The sequence below is a fragment of the Caulobacter segnis ATCC 21756 genome (assembly GCF_000092285.1).
GTDB lineage: Bacteria > Pseudomonadota > Alphaproteobacteria > Caulobacterales > Caulobacteraceae > Caulobacter > Caulobacter segnis.
Genome location: NC_014100.1, coordinates 935,474 through 959,360, shown reverse-complemented (window position 1 = coordinate 959,360; position 23,887 = coordinate 935,474). Strand labels below are relative to the sequence as shown.

At 69.1% G+C, this 23,887-nt stretch carries 19 protein-coding genes and 2 pseudogenes; 9 read left to right on the top strand and 12 right to left on the bottom strand.

Annotated features, from left to right (window positions below):
- The first annotated feature begins 118 nt into the window (after positions 1 to 118).
- Entirely contained in the window at positions 119 to 2,437 is a 2,319-nt protein-coding gene (locus tag CSEG_RS04435) for a glycoside hydrolase family 31 protein (RefSeq protein ID WP_013078061.1), read from the top strand.
- Positions 2,438 to 2,462: 25 nt separating this feature from the next.
- Here the strand turns inward: CSEG_RS04435 and CSEG_RS04430 are convergent, their stop codons facing one another.
- From CSEG_RS04430 to CSEG_RS04410, 5 genes are all read right to left on the bottom strand, one after another.
- Positions 2,463 to 3,239, bottom strand: coding sequence for a helix-turn-helix domain-containing protein (locus CSEG_RS04430; protein WP_013078060.1), 777 nt, complete (start codon positions 3,237 to 3,239; stop codon positions 2,463 to 2,465).
- Between the two features lie 75 nt (positions 3,240 to 3,314).
- Entirely contained in the window at positions 3,315 to 3,749 is a 435-nt protein-coding gene (locus CSEG_RS04425; RefSeq protein ID WP_013078059.1) for a DUF1178 family protein, read from the bottom strand.
- A 19-nt stretch (positions 3,750 to 3,768) separates the two neighbouring features.
- A complete protein-coding gene (locus CSEG_RS04420; RefSeq protein ID WP_083778452.1) occupies positions 3,769 to 4,587 on the bottom strand; it encodes a carbon-nitrogen hydrolase family protein in 819 nt (272 codons plus the stop codon).
- Positions 4,588 to 4,601: 14 nt separating this feature from the next.
- Positions 4,602 to 4,856 carry a glutaredoxin 3 gene (grxC, locus tag CSEG_RS04415; RefSeq protein ID WP_013078057.1) on the bottom strand — a complete coding sequence of 85 codons (255 nt, stop codon included), beginning with the start codon at positions 4,854 to 4,856 and terminating at the stop codon, positions 4,602 to 4,604.
- A 28-nt stretch (positions 4,857 to 4,884) separates the two neighbouring features.
- Complete coding sequence (locus CSEG_RS04410; protein ID WP_041538186.1) at positions 4,885 to 5,676, bottom strand: ComF family protein; 792 nt, start codon at positions 5,674 to 5,676, stop codon at positions 4,885 to 4,887.
- Between CSEG_RS04410 and CSEG_RS04405 the strand changes: the two genes are divergently transcribed.
- Entirely contained in the window at positions 5,675 to 6,589 is a 915-nt protein-coding gene (locus CSEG_RS04405) for a methyltransferase domain-containing protein (protein ID WP_013078055.1), read from the top strand. The two genes, CSEG_RS04410 and CSEG_RS04405, sit on opposite strands and share 2 nt — an antisense overlap.
- A 19-nt stretch (positions 6,590 to 6,608) precedes the next feature.
- Positions 6,609 to 6,740, top strand: a pseudogene (locus CSEG_RS23170) (hypothetical protein); the annotation flags it as partial.
- A gap of 24 nt (positions 6,741 to 6,764) precedes the next feature.
- Here the strand turns inward: CSEG_RS23170 and mutT are convergent.
- On the bottom strand, positions 6,765 to 7,169 hold the full coding sequence (gene mutT / locus CSEG_RS04395; protein WP_013078054.1) for an 8-oxo-dGTP diphosphatase MutT: 405 nt from the start codon (positions 7,167 to 7,169) through the stop codon (positions 6,765 to 6,767).
- A 104-nt stretch (positions 7,170 to 7,273) separates the two neighbouring features.
- Between mutT and CSEG_RS04390 the strand changes: the two genes are divergently transcribed.
- The 3 genes from CSEG_RS04390 to CSEG_RS04380 all read left to right on the top strand — a co-directional run bounded on the left by CSEG_RS04390 (position 7,274) and on the right by CSEG_RS04380 (position 11,897).
- Positions 7,274 to 7,723: a nuclear transport factor 2 family protein gene (locus CSEG_RS04390; protein ID WP_013078053.1), complete on the top strand. Its 450-nt coding sequence runs from the start codon at positions 7,274 to 7,276 to the stop codon at positions 7,721 to 7,723.
- A gap of 367 nt (positions 7,724 to 8,090) precedes the next feature.
- Positions 8,091 to 9,518, top strand: a complete 1,428-nt coding sequence (locus CSEG_RS04385) for a DEAD/DEAH box helicase (RefSeq protein WP_013078052.1) — start codon at positions 8,091 to 8,093, stop codon at positions 9,516 to 9,518.
- Positions 9,519 to 9,671: 153 nt separating this feature from the next.
- Positions 9,672 to 11,897, top strand: a complete 2,226-nt coding sequence (locus CSEG_RS04380) for a sensor histidine kinase (protein WP_227878886.1) — start codon at positions 9,672 to 9,674, stop codon at positions 11,895 to 11,897.
- Positions 11,898 to 11,909: 12 nt separating this feature from the next.
- Here the strand turns inward: CSEG_RS04380 and CSEG_RS04375 are convergent, their stop codons facing one another.
- Together CSEG_RS04375 and CSEG_RS04370 are read right to left on the bottom strand one after the other, a co-directional pair.
- Complete coding sequence (locus tag CSEG_RS04375) at positions 11,910 to 13,460, bottom strand: hypothetical protein (RefSeq protein WP_013078050.1); 1,551 nt, start codon at positions 13,458 to 13,460, stop codon at positions 11,910 to 11,912.
- Complete coding sequence (locus CSEG_RS04370; protein WP_041538185.1) at positions 13,460 to 14,224, bottom strand: ABC transporter ATP-binding protein; 765 nt, start codon at positions 14,222 to 14,224, stop codon at positions 13,460 to 13,462. Before CSEG_RS04370 ends, CSEG_RS04375 begins: the two co-directional genes overlap by 1 nt.
- A 170-nt stretch (positions 14,225 to 14,394) precedes the next feature.
- On the opposite strand from CSEG_RS04370, the gene CSEG_RS04365 reads away from it, so the two are divergent.
- Positions 14,395 to 16,944, top strand: coding sequence for a glycosyl hydrolase 115 family protein (locus tag CSEG_RS04365; RefSeq protein WP_227878885.1), 2,550 nt, complete (start codon positions 14,395 to 14,397; stop codon positions 16,942 to 16,944).
- 137 nt (positions 16,945 to 17,081) lie between these two features.
- Here the strand turns inward: CSEG_RS04365 and CSEG_RS04360 are convergent, their stop codons facing one another.
- Together CSEG_RS04360 and CSEG_RS04355 are read right to left on the bottom strand one after the other, a co-directional pair.
- A complete protein-coding gene (locus tag CSEG_RS04360; protein ID WP_013078047.1) occupies positions 17,082 to 17,648 on the bottom strand; it encodes a hypothetical protein in 567 nt (188 codons plus the stop codon).
- Positions 17,649 to 17,733: 85 nt separating this feature from the next.
- Positions 17,734 to 18,216 carry a hypothetical protein gene (locus CSEG_RS04355; protein ID WP_013078046.1) on the bottom strand — a complete coding sequence of 161 codons (483 nt, stop codon included), beginning with the start codon at positions 18,214 to 18,216 and terminating at the stop codon, positions 17,734 to 17,736.
- Positions 18,217 to 18,251: 35 nt separating this feature from the next.
- On the opposite strand from CSEG_RS04355, the pseudogene CSEG_RS23700 reads away from it, so the two are divergent.
- Positions 18,252 to 18,415, top strand: a pseudogene (locus CSEG_RS23700) (hypothetical protein); the annotation flags it as partial.
- Here the strand turns inward: CSEG_RS23700 and argJ are convergent.
- Both argJ and CSEG_RS04345 read right to left on the bottom strand, forming a co-directional pair.
- On the bottom strand, positions 18,393 to 19,868 hold the full coding sequence (gene argJ / locus CSEG_RS04350) for a bifunctional glutamate N-acetyltransferase/amino-acid acetyltransferase ArgJ (protein ID WP_013078045.1): 1,476 nt from the start codon (positions 19,866 to 19,868) through the stop codon (positions 18,393 to 18,395). The pseudogene CSEG_RS23700 and the gene argJ sit on opposite strands and share 23 nt — an antisense overlap.
- A gap of 12 nt (positions 19,869 to 19,880) precedes the next feature.
- Positions 19,881 to 20,870 (bottom strand): peptidylprolyl isomerase, encoded by a 990-nt coding sequence (locus CSEG_RS04345; protein ID WP_013078044.1) that lies wholly within the window; start codon positions 20,868 to 20,870, stop codon positions 19,881 to 19,883.
- A gap of 204 nt (positions 20,871 to 21,074) precedes the next feature.
- Between CSEG_RS04345 and secA the strand changes: the two genes are divergently transcribed.
- Positions 21,075 to 23,843, top strand: coding sequence for a preprotein translocase subunit SecA (gene secA, locus CSEG_RS04340; protein WP_013078043.1), 2,769 nt, complete (start codon positions 21,075 to 21,077; stop codon positions 23,841 to 23,843).
- The last annotated feature ends 44 nt before the right edge of the window (positions 23,844 to 23,887 follow it).

Here is a 23,887-nt window from a genome sequence, read left to right as displayed (position 1 = left end):
CGCCGCCTAAGACCACGCGCCCTCTTTACGACCGCCGCCAGACCGGGCAATCGTACGACAATTGTCGGAGTATTTTTGCCGCACCAGCCGGCCGCCCGACATCGAGGGAGGCGACGGCATGCGACGTTCCATGGCGAGCGGGATCGGGTTGATGGCGCTGATGGCGGCGGCGTTCGCTGTCTGCGAGACCAGTCCGGCCTTGGCCCGTGCGCGCGTCGCCGTTGAGGAGGCCGCCGTCCGAAAGACCGCGACCGGCGTCGAGATCCGCCTGACCGACGGCGTCCTGCGGCTGGACCCGTGGTCGGACAATATCGTGCGGGTCCGCTTCTCGAAGAGCCCCGCCTGGACCGGAAACTACAATCCCGCCGTGATCGCCCAGCCCGGGAAGGTCGACTGGACGCTGGAGACCGGCGCCGACAAGGTCACGCTGAGGACCCCCACCCTCCAGGTCGTCGTCGACCGGGCCTCTGGCGAGCTTCAGGTGCTCGACGCCAAGGGCCAGCGGGTGACGCGCGCCCGACCCAGCGACACGGACGCCGGTCCCTCCGTCCAGCGCTTCGAGCTGGACTCCCAGGAGGCGATCTACGGCCTGGGACAGCATCAGGCCGGCCAGCTGGACTATCGCGGATCCAGCGTCCTGCTGCAGCAGATCAACACCGACGTCGCCGTGCCGATGGCGGTGTCCTCGCGCGGCTATGGCGTCCTTTGGAACAACCCGGCGACCACCCGGGTCGACGTCGCCAGCCCTCAGTACGCCCACAGCCTGCGCTTCGCCTCGGAAGCCGGCGGCGGCGTGGACTATCACCTGATCGTCGGCCCCGAGATCGACCAGGTGATCGCCGGCTATCGCGGCCTGACCGGCCAGGCGCCGCTGATGGCGCGCTGGACCTGGGGCCTGTGGCAATCCAAGGAGCGCTACGAGACGCAAGCCGAGACGCTGTCGATCGTCCAGCGCTACCGCCAGATGGGCGTCCCGTTCGACGCGGTCGTGCAGGACTGGCAGTACTGGGCGCCCGGCGGCTGGGGCAGTCACCAGTTCGACGCCAAGCGCTTCCCCGATCCGGCCGGCCTGGTAAAGGCGGTCCACGACCTGAACGCCCACATCATCATCTCGGTCTGGCCGCGCTTCGACCTGACCACCGCCAACCATGACGAGCTGCGCAAGGCCGGCGCCCTGTTCGAGCCCGCCTATCCCAACGTCTATCCAGCGGGCGAGGGCCGCTGGTACGACGCCTGGTCGCCCAAGGGCCGCGAGATCTACTGGAACCAGATCATGCGAAACCTGGGCCGATACGACTTCGATGGCTGGTGGCTAGATGGCTCCGAGGCCGAGCTGGGCGGCAAGCCCGGCCAGATGGCGGCCCTGACCACCGCCGCCGGTCCGGGCGCGGAGACCTTCAACAGCTATCCCCTGCTGCACACGAGCGCGGTCCACGACGGCATGCGTCGCGACATGCCGGGCAAGCGCGCCTTCATCCTGACCCGCTCGGCCTATGCCGGTCAGCAGCGCAACGCGGCCATCACCTGGTCGGGCGACGTCAACGGCGACTGGCACACCTTCGCCAAGCAGATCCCGGCGGCCCTGAACTTCTCGGCCAGCGGCATTCCCTATTGGTCGGCCGACATCGGCGGCTTCTTCGGCGGCGATCCCCAGGACCCCGCCTATGCCGAGCTCTTCACCCGCTGGTACCAGTTCGGGGTCTTCAACCCGATGTTCCGCGTTCACGGCACGGGCAAGGGCAAGGCGCTCTGGGACTTCAAGCCCGAGACCCAGGCGCGGCTGATCGCCTACGACAAGCTGCGCTATCGCCTGCTGCCCTACATCTATTCCACCGCCTGGGAGGTGACCCAGCGGTCGGGAACCATGATGCGGCCCCTGGTCATGGATTTCCGGAGCGATCCGAACGCGCTGCGGCTGGCCGACCAATACATGTTCGGCCGAGCCCTGATGGTCAGCCCCGTGGTCCAGCCAGGCGCCGACCTGCGAACGATCTACCTGCCCAAGGGCGACTGGTACGACTTCTGGACGGGCGCCAAGCTCACGGGCGGCAAGGTCCTGGCGGTCAAGGCCGACATCGACACGATCCCGGTCCACGTCCCGGCGGGGACGATCCTGCCGCTGGGACCGGTGGTCAGCTACGCCGACCAGCCCAGCCAGGAGCCCCTGGAGATCCGGATCTATCCGGGCCGCGACGGCCGCTTCGAGCTCTATGACGACGCCGGCGACGGCCGCGCCTACGAGAAGGGCGAGCGGGCCACGACCCTGCTGACCTGGAACGACGCGGCCAGGACCCTGCGCCTCAGCGCGCGCGAGGGTCGCTATCCGGGCATGAAGCCGGTGCAGCCCCTGAAGGTGGTCTGCGTCCCGACCGGCAAGGTCCAGGACGTGCGCTACGCGGGCGCCGAGACCAGCGTCGCCCTGCCGGACTGCCGGTAGGGCGAGACCCGCCTCGCGGCGCGTTCTAGCGGATGAAGTAGCCGTCGACCTTCCAGTCGGCGCCTTCCTTGGCCAGCACCACCGTCTCGATGGCGTCGGGCTTGCTGGCGAAGGCGGTGGCGAACTGGACGATCTTGTACTGGCCATCGGGCGCGCCCGGCAGCGTCGTGGCGCTGGAAACGCTCTTCACCGAGCGCGAGGACACCGCGCCCAGTCGCTGCCGCAGGGGCTGGGCGGTGGCGGCCCAGCGCGCCTGGTCGATCTTGGACTGGAAGAGGGTTCCCGACGCCTTCCAGCTATCGCCCCAACGCTGCTGGTCCAGCAGCTTGGTCCAGGCTTCGGCGGAATCCACGCCAGCCTTGTCCGACGCCGTATCGGCGGCGGCGTAGGCCACCGGCGTCTTGGCGGGGTTGGCCTTGCCGTCGCCGTGCGGAGCCATCGTCATCGCCACCGCGGCGACCATCGCGAGCATCATCACCATTCCTCCAGAGAGCCAGACGAGGGGCGACCCCAAGCGTCGGCGTTGATCTGACGGGCGGTGTTCTGGGCCTGGGGCGGCGGCCTGGGCGACCCCCAATTGCTTGTCCCCCAAGAAATTTGGGCCTTCCGCGCGGGCCAGCGTCCGGGCCGCCTCGCGGCTGCTGCCGACGCCGAGCTTCCGACGCGCCTCGCGCAGGCGCTCGTTGACCGTGTGCACGGATAGCCCCAGCGCGGCGGCCGCCGACTTGGCGTCGTGGCCCGCCAGGAGCAGCCGCAGCGTCTCCTTCTCGCGCTCGGTGAGCGTCTGGGACCGTTCATTCATCGCGGAGCGCCTTTCAACGACCGGTGGCAGTCTAACGAGACACACCAGAGTCGGCCAAGGTTCGCCGCGCGCCGCCTAGTTCACCTCGGTCTTCTTCGGCGGCCCCGGCGGCAGCGGCGCCACCTTCACGCCGTCCTCGACCAGGGCCTTCACCTCGGTGGGCGAGGCCTCGCCGTAGATGCCGCGTTCCTCGGACTTGCCCTCGTGGATGGCGCGGGCCTCCTTGGCGAAGGCGTCGCCGACATAGTCGAAATTGTCCTCGACGTGCCGGCGGACCTCGCCTATGGCGGCCATCATCATCTCGCGCATCTTCGGGTCTGGCGCGGGCGTGGCGCGCTGGGCCTTCGTGCCCGCCACGGCGGGGGCCATGATCTGCTTGGAGACGCCGTGCGAGCCGCAGACCGGGCACTCGACGAGACCGCGCGCGGCCTGGTCGTCATAGTCTGACGACGAGCCGAACCAGCCCTCGAACGCGTGAGCCTGATCGCACTGAAGCGCGTACCTGATCATCGACTAAAGATGGGACCCTTTACGGCCCGACGAAAGGCCGGGCGTTCTTGAGCACGGGGATCGCGGCGCGCGCCTTGTCGGCGGCGGCCAGATCGAGGTCCGCCATCAGCACGCCGGGCTCGTCGTGGTCAAGCTTTCCGATCACCTCGCCCCACGGCCCGATGGCGATCGAGCGGCCCCACGTGCCGCGGCCGTCCTCGTGGAAGCCGCCCTGCGCGGCGGCGATCACGAACGAGCCCGTCTCGATGGCGCGGGCCCGCAGCAACACGTCCCAGTGCGCTTCGCCGGTCGGACGCGTGAAGGCGGCGGGGGCCGTGATCACCGTGGCGCCGGCCAGGGCCAGGGCCCGGTGCAGGGCCGGAAAGCGCATGTCATAACAGATGGTCAGGCCGATCTTGGCCGCCGGCGTATCGACGACCACCGCGCGCTCGCCGGGCGTATAGGTCGCCGACTCCCGCGCCGTCTCGCCGGTGGGCAGGTCGACGTCGAACATGTGCAGCTTGTCGTAGGTCGCCACGATCGCGCCGCTCGGGTCGATGACCGCCTGGCGATTGGCGGCCTTTCCATCCTCGCGCCGCACGAGAGCCGAGCCGACATCGATCCAGGTCCCGGTCTCCGCCGCGATCGCGCGCAGGCCGTTGACCACCGGATCGTCCTCGAGCGCGGTCAGGGTGGGCAGCAGCTTGGCGCGGTCCTTCTGCAGGACGTTCGTGCACTCCGGCGTCAGCACGAACTGGGCGCCCTCGCCGATCGCCTGGCGCACCAGCGGCGCGACATGCGCCAGCGCGGCCGCGTGCGTGGCCGGCGTGCGCGTCTGGATCAGCCCGACCCGAAGCATGCCCCCCTGCGCGCTCATGCGGCGAGGAGCGGGTCCAGCTTGCCCTGCTCTTCCAGGGCCATCATGTCGTCGCAGCCGCCGATGTGCTGGTCGCCGACGAAGATCTGCGGGAAGGTGCTGCGGCCCGAACGCTGCATCATCTCCTGGCGCAGGGCCGGATCCATGCCCGCCTCGATCTCGGTGAAGTCCGCGCCCTTCTCGCTCAGCAGCGCCAGGGCGCGCGCGCAGTAGCCGCAAAACGGACGGGTGTAGATGGTGACTTTGGCCATGCTCTGACTCGTAGGTGTTCCGACGTCCTCATATAGGACGCGCTTGGCCTTCTGTAACGCGGGCGACGACGGATAGGCTCACGCTGGCCGCGCCGGCCGCCAGCAGGGCCCGCGCGCAGCCCTCGGCCGTGGCGCCGGTGGTCAGAACGTCGTCGACCAGGACGATCCGCCGGCCCTCCACGAGCTTGCGCTTGCTCGGCGGCACGGCGAAGGCGGCCGCGACGTTGCGGCGGCGGCCCGAGGCCGATTTGCCGCCCTGGCTGGCGGTGTCGCGCTTGCGGGTGAGCGCGTCGGGCAGATAGGCCAGCCCCGCCATCCGGGCCAACGGCCGGGCGATCTCGGCGGCCTGGTTGTAGCGGCGGCGCAGCAGCCGGGCGCGGTGGATCGGCACGGGAACCACCGCGTCGGCCTCGGCCAGCAGGTCCGCCGAGGCTCGCGACAGCCAGCGCGCGAACAGGCCGGAGAGGTCCGTGCGGTCGGCGTGCTTCAGCTTCAGGATCAGCTCCCGCGAGTGCTCGTCATAGACACAGGCCGCCCGCGCCCGCTGGAACGCCCGAGGCTTGGCCTGGCACGCCGGGCAGCGCGTCTCGGCTTCATAGGCTTGCGCCAGGCCGCAGCCGTCGCAGACCGGGTCGTCCAGGAAGGTCACCTTGGAAAAGGCGCTGGCCGAAAGTCCGCCGGTCAGGGCTATTTCGCCGTCCAGGCTGGCGGGCGGCAGCAGCAGGTCCAGCACGCCGCGCCCCAGCTCGGCGAAAAACGGACGCGCCCGGGACGGCGCGGCTTTCCATGTCGATCGCAAATCGCCATGTTCCGCGCCCATGACCGCCTCGCCCCTCCTGTTCGACCGCGCCCTGCACCGGGCCCGCCTGGACCGCGCCGCGCCCGACTACGCCGCCGCCGACTTCCTGAAGGAACGGGCGGCGCAAGACGTGGTCATGCGGCTGGAGACGATCCTGCGACGCTTTCCGGTCGCCGTCGACCTCGGCGCGAGAAACGGCCATTTTTTCAAAGCCTTGGACGCCAGCGACGCCCGCGCCAACATCGACACCCTGATCGAGGCCGACCTGTCGGGGCGGATGCTGGGCGGTCGGAACACCTTGCGCGTCGTGGCCGACGAAGAGCGCCTGCCGTTCGGCGACGCGACCCTCGACCTGATCGTCTCGACCCTGTCGCTGCACTGGACCAACGACCTCGTAGGCGCCCTGATCCAGATCCGCCGGGCGCTGCGGCCCGACGGCCTGTTCGTCGGCGCGATCTTCGGCGGGGCCACCCTGACCGAGCTCCGCCAATGCCTGCTGGCCGCCGAGTCCGAGCTGACCGATGGCGCGTCCATGCGCGTCTCGCCGTTCGCCGACGCCATCGACGCGGCGGGCCTGCTGCAACGCGCCGGTTTTGCTTTGCCCGTCGCCGACGTCGACCGGGTCAAGGTGCGGTATTCGCACCCGATCAAGCTGCTTCAGGACCTGCGCGCCATGGGCGAGACCAGCGTGCTGCTGGACCGCTCGCGCAAGCCGCTGTCCCGCAAGGTGCTGTTTCGCGCCATGGAGCTCTATGCCGAGCGCTTCGCCGAGCCCGACGGCAAGGTCCCCGCGACCTTCGAGATCGTCTCGGTCACCGGCTGGGCCCCGCACGAGAGCCAGCAGAAGCCGCTGCGGCCGGGCTCGGCGAAGATGCGGCTGGCGGATGCATTGGGGGTGAAGGAGCAGCCGGCGGGGGACAAGGCCGGGTCGTAAGCTCCCAACCTATAAATCTTTCCGTCATTCCCGCCCTTGTGGCGGGAACCTCTCTATCCGCCGCAGGTGAGGAAGGGGCGGACCGCCAGCGGTCCGCTTGCGCCGCACCTGCGGGCTGAACCAGGGGTTCCCGCCACAAGGGCGGGAATGACGGGCCTGTTGGAAACGTGAGCGCCTACAGCACATCCCGCAGCCACGCCACCAGCGGCTCGTCGGCCGGGGGCATGGGGTAGTCGGCCAGCTTGTCGGGCTTCACCCAGGCCAGGCCGGCGTGCTCCTTGCGGGTCACCTGCCCTTCCCAGCGGCGCAGCAGGTAGAGCGGCATCAACAGGTGGAAGGTCTCGTAGGTGTGCGAGGCGAAGACGAAGGGCGCCAGGCACGCCTGGGCGACCTTGATCCCCAGTTCCTCGTCCAGCTCGCGGATCAGGCATTGCTCGGGCGTCTCGCCGGCCTCGACCTTGCCGCCGGGAAACTCCCAGAGGCCGGCCAGCTGCTTGCCCTCGGGGCGCTGGCAGATCAGCACCCGCCCGTCGACATCGATCAGGGCGGCGGCGGCGACGAGGACGATGGGCTTGCTCATGGGCCGGGTTTGGCGCGGTGGGCGCGCACTGGCAAGAGGCGGCTCGCCCCATCGGCGCCGCAATCACCCCTGTAACTCCTCTCGCTATTGGGAGGGACACCATCATGCGCCACACGATCGCGGCCCTGGCCGCCGTTACGACCCTGCTCGCCGCCGCTCCGGCCCTGGCCCAGGCCGCCAATCCCGAGGAACCCGCCGTGCGCGCGGTGCTGGAGCACTATCTGGCCGGCCACGCCACCGGCGATCCCAAGGAATTCCGCCAGGCCTTCCACGACGAAAGCCGGCTGATGTGGATCCGCGACAACGCCTTGGTCCAGCGTTCCGACGACGAGTACATCGGCGGCGCTTCGGGCAAGCCCGCCGCCGACGAGGCCCAGCGCAAGCGCTGGATCGAGTCGATCTCGATCACCGGCTCGGCCGCCAGCGCCAAGATCGTGCTGGACTACCCGACCGCCGTGCTGACCGACTACATGCAGCTGCTGAAGACCCCGGACGGCTGGAAGATCGTGCACAAGATCTTCGACGTGGCCCCCAAGGCCAAGCCCGCGGCGTAGGGTGACAAGATGCTCCCCCGCGATGCGGGGGAGCTGTCGCGGCAGCGACTGAGGGGGCAAGCGCCGTAAAGGCCTAGCTGGCCCCCTCCGACCCTCTGGGCCACCTCCCCCGCGTCGCGGGGGAGGAACTGGCCGCGCCCAAAACTTGACTTTCCCACTGGGATAACCGATACGACGCCTGCGCCACCTTGGCGCTATCGGTGCTCCAGCCGCGTGAGGGTCCCCTTTCGGACCAGCCTGTCGAGCGCCCTGAAGAGCTTCTCATTAGATCGCCCGTGCACGCGGGGCGCTCCCCGACGACCAGCCGAGGGGCCAGCCGTGCGAGGACGCATGGGCTGCGTTCGGCGCATGAAAAGACGAAACACACGTGACTCAATTTGCTGACCTTGGCCTGGCCAAGCCGCTGCTGAAGGCCCTCGCCGAGAAGGGTTACAAGGAGCCGACGCCGATCCAGGCCCAGGCCATCCCGGTGGTGCTGCAAGGCAAGGACCTGCTGGGCATCGCTCAGACCGGCACCGGCAAGACCGCCGCCTTCGCCCTGCCCATCCTCCAGCGCCTGGCCGAGGACCGTAAGCCGGCCCCGCGCCGCGGCTTCCGCTGCCTGGTGCTCTCGCCGACGCGCGAACTCGCGACCCAGATCGCCGAGAACTTCAAGGCCTACGCCGTCCACATGGGCCTGTCGGTCCACACCATCTATGGCGGCGTGAAGTACGGCCCGCAGATGAAGGCCCTGGCCGGCGGCATCGACGTCCTGGTCGCCACCCCCGGCCGCCTGATGGACCACATGGCCGAAAAGTCGGCCATCGTCTCGGGCACCGAGATCTTCGTGCTCGACGAAGCCGACCAGATGCTGGACCTCGGCTTCGTGGTGCCGATCCGCAAGATCGCCAGCCAGCTGACCAAGAACCGCCAGAACCTGTTCTTCTCGGCCACCATGCCCAGCGAAATCGGCAAGCTGGCCGGCGAGCTGCTGAAGGACCCGGTCCAGGTCTCGGTCGCGCCGCAGGCCACGACGGTCGAGCGTATCGACCAGCGCGTCCTGTTCATCGAGGCCCAGCGCAAGCGTCCGCTGCTGGCCGAGCTGTTCGCCGATAGCAGCTTCTCGCGCACCATCGTCTTCACGCGCACCAAGCGCGGCGCCGACCGGGTGGCCAAGTATCTGAACGCCGCCGGTATCGAGGCCGCCTCGATCCACGGCGACAAGACCCAAGGCCAGCGCGAGCGCGCCCTGGCGGCCTTCAAGGCCGGCGAGATGCGGGCCCTGGTGGCGACCGACATCGCCGCGCGCGGCATCGACGTCAACGACGTCAGCCACGTGATCAACTACGAGCTGCCCAACGTGCCGGAGGCCTATGTCCACCGGATCGGCCGCACCGCGCGCAAGGGCAAGGACGGCATCGCCATCAGCTTCTGCGCCGATGACGAGCGTAACCTGCTGAAGGACATCCAGAAGGCCACCCGCCAGACGATCCCGGCCTTCGACCGTCGCAACGACAAGCAGCTGGCGGCGGCCGCGGCCGTGGCCGACAAGCTGGTTCCGGCGGAAAAGTACGTGGACCCGCGCCGCGCCGACCCGCGCAACGACGTGCCGTCCGAGCTGCGCCGCAAGCGCAACCGCAACGGCGGCGCTCGCAATGGCGGCGGCGGCCAGAAGGGCCCTCAGGCCCAGGGTCAAGGTCGCGGCCAAGGCCAGGGCAAGCCGCAGGGCCAGAAGGCCGCCGGCGGCGGAAACGGCTTCCGCGGTCCCAAGCGTCCGGCGGCTCCCGCCGAGAAGCGCTGGTCGCCGATCGACTAAACCCTCCATAGCCGGGCCTGCGACCTTTTGTTGCAGGCCCGGGCAACAGCAACCGCTATAGGGTTTGCCCCTCGCTTTAAGGCCGGCTGACGAGCCGGATCGGGGGGCTACTGAATGGGCGGGAGCGGGTCCGTCGCCGCGCCTGGGTTGACGATGCTCGCCCGTGGCGAGATGGCCGAACGCGTGCGCGCGTTCGACTGGTCGTCCACGCCCCTGGGCGCCATCGAGACCTGGTCCCCCAGCCTCAAGTTCGCCGTCGACATGGTGCTGGCCACGCAGCTGCCCATGGCGCTGCGCTGGGGCCCAGAACTGGTCCTGCTCTACAACGACGCCTATGCGCCGGCCCTGGGCGAGCGACATCCCGAATATCTGGGCGTGCTGTTCAAGAACACGTCCGCGGACTTCCAGGCCTCCACGCGGGCGCTCTACGCCGACCTCCTGAGCGGCGCCAGCCGCGGGTTCGTGTTCGAAAAGCTGTCGTTCAAGCTGATGCGGACCGACCGCCAGGAGACCGCCTGGTTCACCATCAGCTACAGCCCCGTTCCCGACGCCTCCGCCCCCCACGGCGTCGGCGGCGTGCTGATCAGCGCCGTCGAGATCACCGAAACCGTCAAGGCCACGCAGAAGCTGCGCGGCGCCGAGGAGCGCTACGAGCTCGCCCGCGAGGCCGCCGGCGTGGTCGGAGCGTGGGAATGGGACGTTCGGGCCAACAAGGTCTACGCCGACGCCCGCTACGCCGAGCTGCACGGCGTCGTGCCCGAACTCGCCGCCGCGGGCCTGCCCGTCGAAGCCTTCACGCCAGCGGTTCATCCCGACGACGTCGAGCGGATAGCGGTCGCCGCCCAGACCTCGCTGCAGACCGGGGGCGGCTTTTCCGAGGAATACCGGCTGGTCCAGCCCGACGGCTCGATCCGCTGGATTTATACGCGCGGCCGCTCGTATCTCGGCGCTGACGGCAAGCCGGCCCGCAACACCGGCGTCATCATCGACATCACCGAGCGCAAGGCGGTCGAGGCCGCGCTGGAGGCCGCCCGCGTCGACATCGACCTCGCGGCCCAAGCCGCCGGCATGGGTCGCTGGGACCACAATCCATCGCAGGGCCTGCGCTACTGGGACGCGCGCGCGCGCACGATCTTCGGCATCCCGCCCGACGCCCCGCCCTCCACGTCGATCTTCGAGAAGGCGGTGCATCCCGACGACCTGCCCGCCGTGCGCGCGGCGGTGGCGGCGGCCGTCGATCCGGACGGTTCGGGCCTGATGAACCTGGAGTACCGGATCGTCCGCCAGAACGGCGTCACACGCTGGGTCGAGGTCTTCGGCCGCGCCTTCTTCGAGCGGGGGGTCTGCGTACGCTTCGTCGGCGTGGTCTCGGACGTGACCGAGCGGCGGGAGGCGATCGACCGGCTGCTGCGCCAAGAGGAAACCCTGCGCCTGGCCATCGACGCCGCCGACGTCGGCACCTGGGACTACAATATCGAGACCGGCGACCTGGTCTGGTCGGACCGCGTCTACGCCATGTTCGGCATCGTGGACCTGAGCGAGCCGCCCGATATCAGCGCGGCCCTGGACTACGTGCATCCGGCCGACGCGGACCGGGTCCGCGACGCCGTCGCGCGCGCCATGGATCCCGCGATCCGCGCCGACTACGCCAGCGAGTACCGGGTGATCGGCCGAGACGACCACGTCGAGCGCTGGCTGAACGCCAAGGGCAAGGTGTTCTTCGGCCCCAATGGGAACCCGGTCCGGTTCGTCGGCGCGGCCGTCGACGTCACCGACCGCAAGCGCGCCGAGCTGCACCTGCGCCTGCTGGTCAACGAGATGAACCACCGGGTGAAGAACAGCCTGGCCACCATCCAGGCCATCGCCGCCCAGAGCTTCACCGACGCCCACTCCCTGCCCCAGGCCAAGGAGGCGTTCGCCGATCGCCTGGTCGCCCTGGCCGAGGCCCACGACCTGCTGACCCGCGAGAACTGGGAAGGCGCGGACCTGCACAAGGTGGCCGAGCGCCTGGCGGCGCTGCACGGCGGCGCGGATCGTTTCGAGCTGAGCGGTCCGGCCGTGCGCCTTTCGCCGAAGACCGCTCTGTCGCTGTCGATGGCCCTGCACGAGCTGGCGACCAACGCGATCAAGTACGGGGCGCTCAACGCGCCCGCCGGGCGTGTCCGCATCGCCTGGGACGTGTCGGCCGGCCAAGGCGCCGAACGTCTGCACCTGACCTGGAGCGAGCGCGACGGTCCGCCCGTGACCCCGCCGGCCCAGCGGGGCTTCGGCTCGCGCCTGATCGAGCGCGGCCTGGCGGCGGAGCTGTCCGGCTCGGCGACGATCGAGTTCCACCCGACCGGCGTCGTCTGCCAGATCCAAGCGCTGCTGGAGGCTTGAGCGGCCGGCCGCCTAGGCCATGGCCGCCGCGCGCAGGGCCGCGGAGATCTGCTCTTCCGTGCGCCGCAGAGCCATCATCAGGGCGCCGGCCACGATCAGGGGCAGGACGGCCCAGACCAGCCAGCCGGCGACGGCCAGGGCGGTCGCCGCGCCCAGCAGCATGGTCACGGCCAGCTCGCCGAGCGCCGCCAGGAACGAGCTTGCGCGCCGGCGGCGGAAGTCGGCGCGCTTGCCCGGCTTCTGACGCCAGATGCCGATCATGCCGGCCGCCCAGGCCGTGAGGCCCGCGCCGAGCCCCGTCCAGAAGCCCGCCAGAGGCTGGAACCACGCCATCACCACGACCGGGACGACCAGCAGCAGGCCCACCGGAATCAGCGCGGCCGTCAGCTTGGCGCGGTTCAGCACCGAGACCGGTGTCGGCGCCAGGGCCAGCAGGTCGGGCGTGTCCTCGGCCGAGACGGTGATCCAGATCAGGCTGCCGGCGACCTGGCCGGCCAGGAAGGCGACGCCCGCCGCGCCGCCGGCCAGCATCCAGGCGGGCTGGTGGGCGGCGTTGCGGGCCAGCACCAGGGCCAGCGGCAGCATGTAGAGCACCCGCAGCAGCACCTGCGACAGCAGGGCCGCGTCGCGTCCCATCAGCCGGAGCTCCTTGCGCAGCGTCGCGCGGAAGGCGCCGGCGGCGAAGGCGCGACCAGGTCCGACGGCGGCCTTGCGGGTCTCGGCGCCTTGGGTGGCGGCGGCGGCGTCGGCGAAGCGGCGGCCCAGCGTCCAGGCGGCCAGCAGGAAGATCAGCGTCCCGACCGCGACCAGGGCCAGCAGCGGCAGAGGCTCGCCCAACGCCGCTCGCAGCGGCAGGTCGGCCAGGGGCGGCGGCCGCAGGCGGCCTTCCTTGGCGTCGAGGGCGATGCGGGCGAACAGGCTCTCGCTGGCCTTCTCCCCCATCAGGTTGCGGTACTGGCTGCCCAGGAAGAAGGCCGCGCCGATCAGCGCCGCCATGACCTGGGCCACGGTGCGCGTGCGGCGCGGGCCGATCAGGGCGAACAGGACCATGGCCAGCAGCAGGCCGACGCCGGCCGCCGCGAGCGCGGCGGCGATCAGCACCACGAACAAGGACGCCCAGGCCGGATGCCCCATCACGATCGCCGGGGTCAGCAGCAGCACGGCCGGGACCAGGAACCAGAGCAAGGCCGACACCGCCAGGCCCAGCGCCCGGACGAACAGCACCTTGCGCGGCGACAAGGGCGAGGAGAACAGAAGGTCGAGATCCCCGCGCACATAGAGGGCGTCGGCCGCCCCGGCCAGGGTGCTGGCCAGCATCAGGGTCAGGATCACCGCCAGGGCGAGCGCCGCGATCGTGATCGACAGCGGCTGGATCGGAACCTCGTGTCCCCTCATGCCCAGGGCCAGGAACACGCCGCCGATCAGGATCATCACCCCCAGCACCGAGAAGGCGATGATGCTTCCGACGGCGCCGTGCTTGCGTCCCGACATGGCGCCGCGCCAGGTCAGGCGCAGCTCGTGGACCAGCAGCCAGGGCGTGCTGGCCGGCTTGAACAGCGCCATTACGCGTCCTCGGCGGTCAGCTGCAGGAAGATGTCTTCGAGGGTGCCGCCGCCGGATGCGCCGCCGACGGCCTCGCCGGCCTTGCCGCGCAGTTCGTCCAGCGTGCCTTCGGCCAGCAGACGGCCGCCGGCGATGATGCCGATGCGATCGGCCATGCGCTCGGCGACCTCCAGGATGTGGGTGGTCAGGATCACCGTGCCGCCCGCGTCGACGCGGGCCTGCAGCATGTCCTTGACGAGGCGCGCCGCGGCGGCGTCCAGACCCGTCAGCGGCTCGTCCAGGATCAGCAGCTTCGGCTCGTGGATCAGCGCCCCGGCCAGGGCGACCTTCTGCTTCATGCCGCGCGAGAAGCCCTCGCAGCGCCGCCGCGCCTCGGCCGTCAGCCCAAGCGTGGCCAACAACGCCTCGGCCCGCGCCTTGGCGGTTGTCGGATCGATGTTCCAGAGGCCGGCGACGAACTCCAGATATTCCAGAGGCGTCAGCTTGTCGTAGATCATCGCCTCGTCCGGCGCCCAGGCCAGCAGGGCCTTGGCGGCGGCGGGGTCCTTGCGCGCGTCGACGCCGAAGATCGAGACCTCGCCCTTGTCCGGCTGGGTCAGGCCCGCCACCATCCGCAAGGTGGTGGTCTTGCCGGCGCCATTGGGGCCCAGCAGCGCGTAGAGCTCGCCCGCATGGACCGTCAGGTCGAGGTCCGACACCGCGGGCTTGGCGAACGTCTTGCTCAAGCCCTTTACAATCAACGCTTCGGTCAAACCCGCCCCCAGAAACTCTTGCGAGGCGCGAGTTGAGCGCGATTGCGCGGCGACGACAAGGCCGGCGCGTTAAGGGTTGATGTGGTCTGACCAAAGGGCTTATTGGTCAGATGATAACGGTAACAGCCGAACGGGGAGAAAGCGTGAGGGACTTCGGGTTCAAGTTGGGAGCGGCGTGCGGCTTGGTCCTCGCCTTTTCAGCCTCGGCGGCCTTCGCCTGCGACACGCCGGTCAGCGTCTGCGCCACCGGCAAGGCCTCGAGCCTGGCCCTGATCCAGAAGGGCCGCCCGGCCGCCGTCTATATCGACGCCAACGCCAACCCCGCCGTGCGCCACGCCGCCGACAGCCTGCGCGGCGACCTCGCCCGCGTCGGCGGCGGCGAGGCCGTGAAGCTCGATGACCTCTCCAAGGCCAACGGCCCCGTGGTGATCCTCGGCGTTCTGGGCCAGAGCCCGGTGATCGACGGCCTGGTGAAAGCCGGCAAGCTGAAAGTCGAGGACCTTCAGGGCCAGTGGGAGGGCTTCCGCCAGGTGGTGGTCGAGCGCCCCGCCCCCAATATCCCGCGCGCCCTGGTGATCGTCGGCTCGGACCGGCGCGGGGCGGTGTTCGGCGCCTATGACCTCTCCGAGCGCATCGGCGTCTCGCCGTGGGTCTGGTGGGCCGACGTCCCGGTCACCCGCAAGAGCGACCTCTTCCTGACCGCCGGGGCCCGCGCCGACCACCCGCGCGTCAAGTATCGCGGCTTCTTCATCAACGACGAGAACCCGGCCTTCAGCGGCTGGACCAAGGCCAAGTTCGGCGGGGTCAATTCCAAGGCCTACGCCCACGTCTTCGAGCTGATGCTGCGCCTGAAGGGTAACTACCTGTGGCCGGCCATGTGGGCGCCCAAGGCGTTCAACGACGACGATCCCCAGAGCAAGGTGATCGCCGACGAGATGGGCGTGGTGATGGGCAGCTCGCACCACGAGCCGATGACCCGCGCCCAGGACGAATGGCATCGCAACAAGGACAAGGGCGTGACCGGTGGGCGCTGGGACTACACGACCAACGCCGAGAACCTGCGGACCTTCTGGCGCGGCGGCATCGAGCGGATGATGTCGAAGGGCGATGGGACGCCCTACGAGAGCGTCGTGACCGTGGGCATGCGCGGCGACGGCGACGAGCCGATGGCCGAGGGCGCGGCGACCCAGCTGCTGGAAAAGATCGTCGCCGACCAGCGCCAGATCATCGCCGACGTCACCGGCAAGCCCGCCGATCAGACCCCGCAAATCTGGGCGCTCTACAAGGAGGTCCAGGACTATTACGACCACGGCATGCGGGTCCCGGACGACGTCACCCTGCTGTTCGCCGACGACAACTGGGGCCAGATCCGCCGCCTGCCGGTGGCCGGCAAGGACAAGCTGCCGCGCGCCGGCGGCTATGGCGTCTACTACCACTTCGACTATGTCGGCGGTCCGCGGAACTACAAGTGGATCAACACCAACCAGGTCGCCAAGGTTTGGCAGCAGATGGACCTGGCCTACCAGCGCGAGGCGCGGAACCTGTGGATCGTCAATGTCGGCGACATCAAGCCGATGGAGTATCCGCTCAGCTTCTTCCTGCGCATGGCCTGGAACCCGGAAGCCATGACGCCCAAGGCCCTGGCCGCCTTCCCGCGCGACTGGGCGGGCGAGACCTTTGGCCCGGCGCTGGGCGGCGAGATCGGCGAGGCGCTCTCGGAATACGAGACCCTGGCCTCGCGGCGGAAGCCCGAACTGATCGACCAGGATACCTTCCCGCTGGGTCCCGACAACGGCGCCGGACCGCTGGACGGCGGAGAGTTCGGCGACATCGTCGAGCGCTGGCGGGCGCTGGACGCCAAGGTCGCGGCGATCAAGACCAAGCTGCGGCCCGACCAGCAGGACGCCTATTACCAACTGGTCGAATACCCGGTGACGGCCTTCGCCAACCTCCACGAGATGTACTACGCCACGGCCTGGAACCGGCGCCTCTCGGCGCGCAACGACGCCCGCGCCAACGTCTTCGCCGACAAGGTCGAAGCCGCCTTCAAGCGCGACACCGACCTGACCGCCCAATACCACGCCCTGAACGGCGGCAAGTGGGACGGCATGATGAACCAGGTCCACATGAGCTATGTGATCTGGAACGACCCGACCCAGCAGACCATGCCCAGCGTCGCCCGCGTCTCGGCCGACACTCCGCCGGAGAAGCTGAAGGCCAAGGTCGTCTTCGCCCGCTCTGGCGCGACCGATCCGAACCTCGTCACGGTCGAGGCCGCCAAGTTCGACCGCGCGGTCGGCGGCAAGGGCCTGTCCTGGACGGTGGTCCCGCGCTTGGGCCATGGCGAGGCGGTCCTGGCCCTGCCGCAGGGCCGGGCCTCGACCACCGCCGCCGACGGCGTGCGGCTGGAGTACGGCGTGCAGGTTCCGCGCTCGGGTCCGGCCACGGTGCGCCTGGCCCTCGCGCCCACGCTGGACGCGACCGGCGGCGACGGCATCAAGATCGGGATCTCGATCGACGATGGCCCCATGCAGGTGGTGAAGTCTGACCTGATCCCCACCCCCGGCGCGGCCAGCCGTCCGGAGCAGGCGGCCTGGATCGAGGCGGTGAAAAACCACGTCCACACGGTCGAGGCCCGCTTCCCCGACGTCTCGGCCGGCCGTCACGTGGTCAAGGTCTGGCGCCTCGACGACAACGCGGTGCTGGAGACGGTGTCGGTGGATCTGCGGTGAAGCGATCGCGCCACTTACATCGCGCTTCATCCCGGCCGCAACGTAGCGGAGAGCCGGGACCCAGGGGCCGCCGCGCTGCCGCTCGCCCCTGGGTCCCGGGTCGGCTTCGCCGCCCGGGATGACGAGGGCATTTAACGCTAGAACTTGGTCTTGCAGCCCTGCTTCAGGTGGACGCCGCGCAGGAAACCGCGGCGGGCCAACCCTGCGTCGACCGCCGCGTTCATCTGGCGGTCGGCGGGCGCGGCGCCGGTCACTTCGCGCACCAGGCCGCGGAACGGGATGATGCTGTTGATGATCGTCTTGCCGCCCGCCTCGGCCAGCTTGCCGGCGCGGTTTTCCTTGTAGGCGTTACCGACGACGTAGTCCGGACCCAACACGCCGTTCAGGTTGGTGACCTCGGCCGCCAGGGCCTTGCAGCTCTTCAGGCCGGCCAGGCTGTAGGGGTGGTCATAGGCCTTCTGCAGGATCGGAGGGATCTCGCGCTTGGACATGCCGACATCGCGCGCCGGTTGGGCGCCGATGTCGATCGCCTTCTTGCGCGCGTCGTCCCAACGGCCAGGCTCGGCCTCCTGCGGCGTCTTGGACGCGTCGGACTTGGACTGTTCCTTGGCGGTCTGGGATTTGGTCGCCTGGGCCGCCATCACTGGAGTCGTCGCCAGGGCCAGGGCCATCGCCCCGAACAGAACTGATCGTTTCATTGACATCTCACGCCCTCCACCCAGCTAAACACTGATCAGGAACGGCGCGCGAGGCGAGCGGTTCCGCTTTCGGCGGGGTTTCCGGCCAAGCTTAGTTCGGGAGGCTGGCCGCTTCCAGATCGAACGCGGCGTCCAGGGCGTCTTCGCCGGGGATTTCGCCCAGCAGGGCCGAGGCGAACAGCGGCTCCAGCGCGTCCCAGACATAGGTCAGCTGCTCCAGCACGGCGGGAACGCCGGCCAGGTCGAAGCCGGGATAAAGATCCTCGACCAGCCACAGGCCGGATCCGGCGTCATAGGCGAAACGACAGCCGATCAAACGGAACTGGACGCGGGCGATCGTTTCGAACAGCGCCGTCAGATCACGGGCCTGATCGAGGTCCTCGGGATCGAGCACCAGGCAGCGCGCCTGCACCCAGCCATGGTCGGGCAGCAGGTAGAACGCGCCGTCCTCGTCGTCCTCGCCCGAGACCTCCAGCCCGCGATCGATGGCCTCGACCACATAGCCGGCCGCGCGGCAGACCTCGGTCAGCTTGGCCAGCTGGGCGGCTTCCTGGTCGGGGGTGAGGTCGGTCATGGGGAGGCTCCGGGTTGGTTGGGGCTTTTAGCACAAGCGCCCCCTCCGTCTCGCCGCCTATCGGCGCCGATCCACCTCCCCCGCGTCGCGAGGGAGGATGGTCGCGTCCTCCTCGCCCGTGAAACGGGGGAGGTGGCGCGCGGCGAAGCCGCGTGACGGAGGGGGCGCTTTAAGCCCTAGCTCCGATAATCCCCGTTGATCGCCACGTACTGCTTGGTCAGGTCGCAGGTCCACACCGTGGCCGAGCCTTTGCCGACGCCGACGTCGACGCTGACCTCGAACTCCTGGTTCTTGACGTAGGCGCTCATCTTGGCCTCGTCGTACTCGGGCGAGATCAGGCCGTCGCGGGCGGCGTAGAGGTCGCCGAACTTGACGCTGATCTTCTCGCGCGCGACCGGCTCGTCGGCGCGGCCGACGGCCATGACGATGCGGCCCCAGTTGGCGTCTTCGCCGGCGAAGGCGGTCTTGACCAGAGGGCTCTCGGCGATGGTGCGGGCGATCTTGCGCGCCGAGGCGGGGCTCTCGGCGCCGTTGACGGTGATCTTGACGAACTTGGTCGCCCCTTCCCCGTCGCGAACGAGCTGCAGGGCCAGATCCAGCAGCACGTGCTCCAGCTTGTCGCGGAAATCGGCCAGGCGCTTGTCGCCCGGACGGCTGATCTTGGGCGCGCCCGACTGGCCGGTGGCGAACAGCAACAGGGTGTCGTTGGTCGAGCGATCGCCGTCCACCGTCACGCAGTTGAACGTCGTGCGGGTATAAAGAGAGACCAGGGTCTGCAGCGCCGCCGGCGCGATGGCCGCGTCGGTGGCGACAAAGGCCAGCATGGTGGCCATGTCCGGCGCGATCATGCCCGAGCCCTTGGCGACGCCCGCGATCTTGACTTCCACACCATCAATGACGGCCGTCGCATACGCGCCCTTCGGGAAGGTGTCGGTGGTCATGATCGCCCGGCCGGCCTGGGCCCAGGCGTCGGCGGTCAGGCGCGTTTCCACTTCCGGCAGGCGCGCGGTGATCTTGCTGTCGTCCAGGATGACGCCGATGACGCCGGTCGAGGCCATCATCACGTCGCGCTGGCGGCAGTCGAAGCGCTTGCCGACGGCCGTGGCCACGCGGCGCACCGCGTCGGCGCCGGGCTTGCCGGTGAAGCTGTTGGCGCAGCCGGCGTTGACGACCAGCGCTCGCACGTCCGCCCCGCCCGAGGCGGCCAGCTGCCGCTTGCACCAGTCCACGGGGGCCGAGCCCACGCCGTGGCGGGTGAAGACGCCCGCGGCCGAGGTGCCCTCGGCGAAGCGCATCAGCAGCAGGTCTTCGCGCTCGTGCTTGTAGAAGCCGGCGCGGCCGGTGGCGATCTCGACGCCGGCGATCGGCGGGATCTTGGGGAACGGCACGGCCAGGGGCGAGATGGCCAGGCCCGGCTTGCCCGCGCCGCCCGAAGCCGGCTTGGAGGCCGGCGCCGGGGTCGCGGACGCGGCCGAGGCGGTTTCACCGGCGTTCTTCTGGGCGCGGCGCAGACCCGCGCGCTTCAGGGCCGAGGTCAGCGGATCGACCAGGGCGCGCTCGATGGCGGCGCCCGCGCGCTCGACGGGACCGGACGCGGTCTCTTGCGCCTTCACGGCGATCTTCTTGCCGGAGGCTTTGGGGGTCTTGGTCATCGGAACCGCGTCTTACTTCTTGGCGGGTTGAGCGGGAGGCGGCGCCGAGGCCGGCGGGCCGCCTGGAATGTCCGCAGGCGCCGAAGCCGGCTCCTGGGCGCTGGTCATGGGCGCGTCCTGAGGCTTGCCGATCAGCATTTCGACCTTGGCCGAGCCACGCAGCTTCTCGAGGATGTCGCGGACCTGGTCATAGGTCAGGAAACGCACGATCTGCGGACGGGCCGCCTCGAGCGTGATCGGCTCCTCGACGCGCTTGTCCTCGACCCGGACCAGAACCCAGCCGCCCTCGGCGGCGAAGGGGCCGACCAGCGCGCCCTTCTGGGCGTCCTTCAGGGCCACGCCATAGGGCTCGGGCATCACGTCCAGGGTGAAATAGCCCAGGTCGCCGCCGTTGAAGCGGGTGGCCTGGTCGGTCGAGCGCTCCATGGCCAGAGCATCGAACGAGGCGCCGGTGGCCAGCAGCTTCTTGACGCTTTCGGCTTCGGCCTGGCTGCCGACGATGATCTGGCGGGCGCGGATCTCCTCAGAACGCTTGGAGAGCTTCTGCTGCTCGGCGTAGAGCTTGCGGATGGCGTCCTCGGTGACGGCCTTCTCGACCACGCCCTCGACCAGCATGTCGCCCAGGATCCGCTCGCGCGCGGCCGCCAGGCGGCGCTGGGCCATCGGATCCTTGTCGATCTTGCGCTTCATGGCCTCGGCGGCCAGCAGCTTCTGGTCGATGACTTCGTCGAGGCGTTGGCGGAACACCTCGCTGGAAATGTCCAGCGGCTCGCCCTCGCTGATCAGCCCCTGGGCGACGGCCTCACGCTTGACGTCGCTGGCCCAGATCACCTGGCCGTTGACGCGGGCCACGGCCGTGTCGCCCGGTTCGGGCGGCTTGTCGGCGACCTTGTTCTGGCCACAGGCGGCGACCAGAAGCGCCAGCGCGACCGCCAGACCGACGCGGCCGAGGGAGAAGAAACCGCCTTGCCCACCCGATGCCCGGCCCTGCGTATTCGCCATGCGCGCTGCCCGTGTTACGTAAAATCCAAGGGGAACAGGAAAAACCCCGTCGCGTTGACAGGCCCTTGACCGGTGCTTAAGTCTCGCGCGCGTGCAAGTCGAGCGGTTTTTCCGTCGGTCAACACGCCCCGAAAAACCCCCGTGGTCGAGGCCGACAAAGCCTTTGCGTCGGCTTCAATAATAATCGCTTCGGATTTCCTCTTCATGCTTGGTTTCGCCAAAAAGCTCTTCGGCTCTTCCAACGAACGCAAGGTCAAGGCCTTGGCCGCGCGCGTGGCGAAGATCAACGCCTACGAAGCCGAATACAGCGCGCTTTCCGACGAAGCCCTGAAGGGCAAGACCGCCGAGTTCAAGGCGCGTCTGGAAAAGGGCGAGACTCTCGACGACATCCTGAACGAGGCCTTCGCCGTCGTGCGTGAAGCCTCCAAGCGCGTGCTGGGCATGCGCCACTTCGACGTGCAGATGGTCGGCGGCATGGTGCTGCACTTCTCCGGCATCTCCGAAATGCGCACCGGCGAAGGCAAGACGCTGGTCGCCACCCTGCCGACCTACCTCAACGCCCTGGAAGGCAAGGGCGTCCACGTCATCACCGTCAACGACTACCTGGCCCGTCGCGACGCCGACTGGATGGGTCAGGTCTACAACTTCCTGGGCCTGTCCTACGGCGTGATCGTCAACGGCCTCTCCCAGGGTGAGCGTCAGCGCGCCTACCGCAGCGACATCACCTACGGCACCAACAACGAGTTCGGCTTCGACTACCTGCGCGACAACCTCGTCTACGACGTCTCGGAGATGGTCCAGCGCGGCCACAACTTCGCGATCGTCGACGAAGTGGACTCGATTCTGATCGACGAGGCCCGCACCCCGCTGATCATCTCGGGCCCGACCGAGGACCGCAGCAGCTTCTACAAGACCATCGACGTGCTGGTTAAGGAGCTGATTAAGGACAAGACCAACTACGACCACGACGAGAAGCAGAAGCAGGTCATCCTGACCGAGGACGGCCAGGAGCGGATCGAGGAGATCCTGATGGCCGGCGGCCATCTGGCCGAGGATTCGGCCGGTCTCTATGACGCCGCCAACGTCTCGGTGGTGCACCACGTCAACCAGGCCCTGCGCGCCAACGTGCTCTACACGCGCGACAAGGACTATATCGTCAAGGGCGGCGAGGTCGTCCTGATCGACGAGTTCACCGGCCGCATGATGACCGGCCGCCGCCTGTCGGAAGGCCTGCACCAAGCCATCGAGGCCAAGGAAGGCGCCGACATCCAACCCGAGAACCAGACCCTGGCCTCGGTGACGATCCAGAACTACTTCCGCCTCTACAAGAAGCTGTCGGGCATGACCGGCACGGCCTCGACCGAGGCGCAGGAATTCGACGACATCTACAAGATGGGCGTGTCGGAAATCCCGACCAACCGTCCGATCCAGCGCATCGACGACGACGATGAGGTCTATCGCACCGAGCGCGAGAAGAACGAGGCCATCCTCAAGCAGATCGCCGACTGCCACGTGCGCGGCCAGCCGATCCTGGTCGGCACCGTCTCGATCGAGAAGTCGGAAGAGCTGTCCAAGCTGCTGACGAACTTCTCCTTCGAGAAGGACGGCAAGAAGGTGAAGGGCATCCCGCACCAGGTGCTGAACGCCCGCTTCCACGAGCAGGAAGCCGTGATCGTCGCCGACGCGGGCGTGCCCGGCGCGGTGACCATCGCCACCAACATGGCCGGCCGCGGCACCGACATCCAGCTGGGCGGCAGCATCGACATGCGCCTGTTCAACTGGCGCCAGCAGCAGAAGGGCATGGGCCTCGAGATCACCCACGAGGACGAGGTCGAAGAGCGCGCCCGTCTGGAAACCGAGATCGCCGACCGCAAGAAGCAGGCCCTGGACGCCGGCGGCCTGTTCGTGCTGGGCACCGAGCGCCACGAAAGCCGCCGGATCGACAACCAGCTGCGCGGCCGCACCGGCCGTCAGGGCGACCCGGGCCGCTCGAAGTTCTTCCTGTCGTGCGAGGACGATCTGCTGCGCATCTTCGCCGGCGACCGTCTGGACGCGATCATGCGCACCTTCGGCGTCCAGGAAGGCGAGGCCATCACCCACAAGTGGCTGAACAACGCCATCGCCACGGCGCAAAAGCGCGTCGAGCAGCGCAACTACGAGATCCGCAAGAACCTCCTGAAGTACGACGACGTCGTCAACGACCAGCGCAAGGCCGTGTTCGAGCAGCGCCAGGAGTTCATGGAGTCCAGCGACCTCTCCGACATCATCGTCGAGATGCGTCACGACACGATCGACGACCTGGTCGCCCGCCACCTGCCGCCCAAGGCCTATGCCGAGCAGTGGGACGTCGAGGGCCTGACCGAGCGCGCGAAGTCGATCCTGGGCCTGGATCTCCCCATCGCGGCGTGGGCCGCGGAAGAGGGCATCGCCGACGAGGAGATCAAGGATCGCATCACCAAGGCGGCCGACGAGTACGCCGCCCAGCGCGAGGTGATCATCACGCCCGAGCAGATGCGCCAGGTCGAAAAGAACTTCCTGCTGCAGATGATCGATCTGCAGTGGCGCGAGCACCTGATGCACCTGGACCACCTGCGCAACGTCATCGGCCTGCGCGGCTACGGCCAGCGCGATCCGCTGAACGAGTACAAGACCGAGGCCTTCTCGCTGTTCGAGAAGCTGCTGGGCGACCTGCGCACCAACACCACCCGCTGGCTGATGACGGTCGAGATCGCCTACGCCGAGCCGGAGCTTCCGCACCAGTCGCTGGAAGGCCTGCAGGAAGTCCACCTCGACCCGCTGACCGGCGAGAACGCGGCCGTGGCCGGCGCCATCCCGGACGGCCTGTCGCCCGAACAGCGCCAGGGCTTGCCGGTCTCGGCCCTGCCCGAAGACTGGGAACGCACCAACCGCAACGCCCCCTGCCCCTGCGGCTCGGGCAAGAAGTTCAAGCAGTGCCACGGCTCGCTGATCTGAGGCGGGGCTGCCCCTAAGACGAAGACGCCCGCCCCGGGAGACCA

Excerpts from the sequence above, each read along its gene's own strand:
- secA (WP_013078043.1), top strand. The coding sequence starts at position 21,075 with ATGCTTGGTTTCGCCAAAAAGCTCTTCGGCTCTTCCAACGAACGCAAG.
- CSEG_RS04405 (WP_013078055.1), top strand. The coding sequence starts at position 5,675 with ATGACCGCCTCGCCCCTCCTGTTCGACCGCGCCCTGCACCGGGCCCGC.
- CSEG_RS04345 (WP_013078044.1), bottom strand. The coding sequence starts at position 20,870 with ATGGCGAATACGCAGGGCCGGGCATCGGGTGGGCAAGGCGGTTTCTTC.
- CSEG_RS04380 (WP_227878886.1), top strand. The coding sequence starts at position 9,672 with ATGCTCGCCCGTGGCGAGATGGCCGAACGCGTGCGCGCGTTCGACTGG.
- mutT (WP_013078054.1), bottom strand. The coding sequence starts at position 7,169 with ATGAGCAAGCCCATCGTCCTCGTCGCCGCCGCCGCCCTGATCGATGTC.
- CSEG_RS04375 (WP_013078050.1), bottom strand. The coding sequence starts at position 13,460 with ATGGCGCTGTTCAAGCCGGCCAGCACGCCCTGGCTGCTGGTCCACGAG.
- argJ (WP_013078045.1), bottom strand. The coding sequence starts at position 19,868 with ATGACCAAGACCCCCAAAGCCTCCGGCAAGAAGATCGCCGTGAAGGCG.
- CSEG_RS04355 (WP_013078046.1), bottom strand. The coding sequence starts at position 18,216 with ATGACCGACCTCACCCCCGACCAGGAAGCCGCCCAGCTGGCCAAGCTG.
- CSEG_RS04420 (WP_083778452.1), bottom strand. The coding sequence starts at position 4,587 with ATGCTTCGGGTCGGGCTGATCCAGACGCGCACGCCGGCCACGCACGCG.
- CSEG_RS04425 (WP_013078059.1), bottom strand. The coding sequence starts at position 3,749 with ATGATCAGGTACGCGCTTCAGTGCGATCAGGCTCACGCGTTCGAGGGC.
- CSEG_RS04435 (WP_013078061.1), top strand. The coding sequence starts at position 119 with ATGCGACGTTCCATGGCGAGCGGGATCGGGTTGATGGCGCTGATGGCG.
- CSEG_RS04430 (WP_013078060.1), bottom strand. The coding sequence starts at position 3,239 with ATGAATGAACGGTCCCAGACGCTCACCGAGCGCGAGAAGGAGACGCTG.
- CSEG_RS04410 (WP_041538186.1), bottom strand. The coding sequence starts at position 5,676 with ATGGGCGCGGAACATGGCGATTTGCGATCGACATGGAAAGCCGCGCCG.
- CSEG_RS04390 (WP_013078053.1), top strand. The coding sequence starts at position 7,274 with ATGCGCCACACGATCGCGGCCCTGGCCGCCGTTACGACCCTGCTCGCC.
- CSEG_RS04360 (WP_013078047.1), bottom strand. The coding sequence starts at position 17,648 with ATGTCAATGAAACGATCAGTTCTGTTCGGGGCGATGGCCCTGGCCCTG.
- grxC (WP_013078057.1), bottom strand. The coding sequence starts at position 4,856 with ATGGCCAAAGTCACCATCTACACCCGTCCGTTTTGCGGCTACTGCGCG.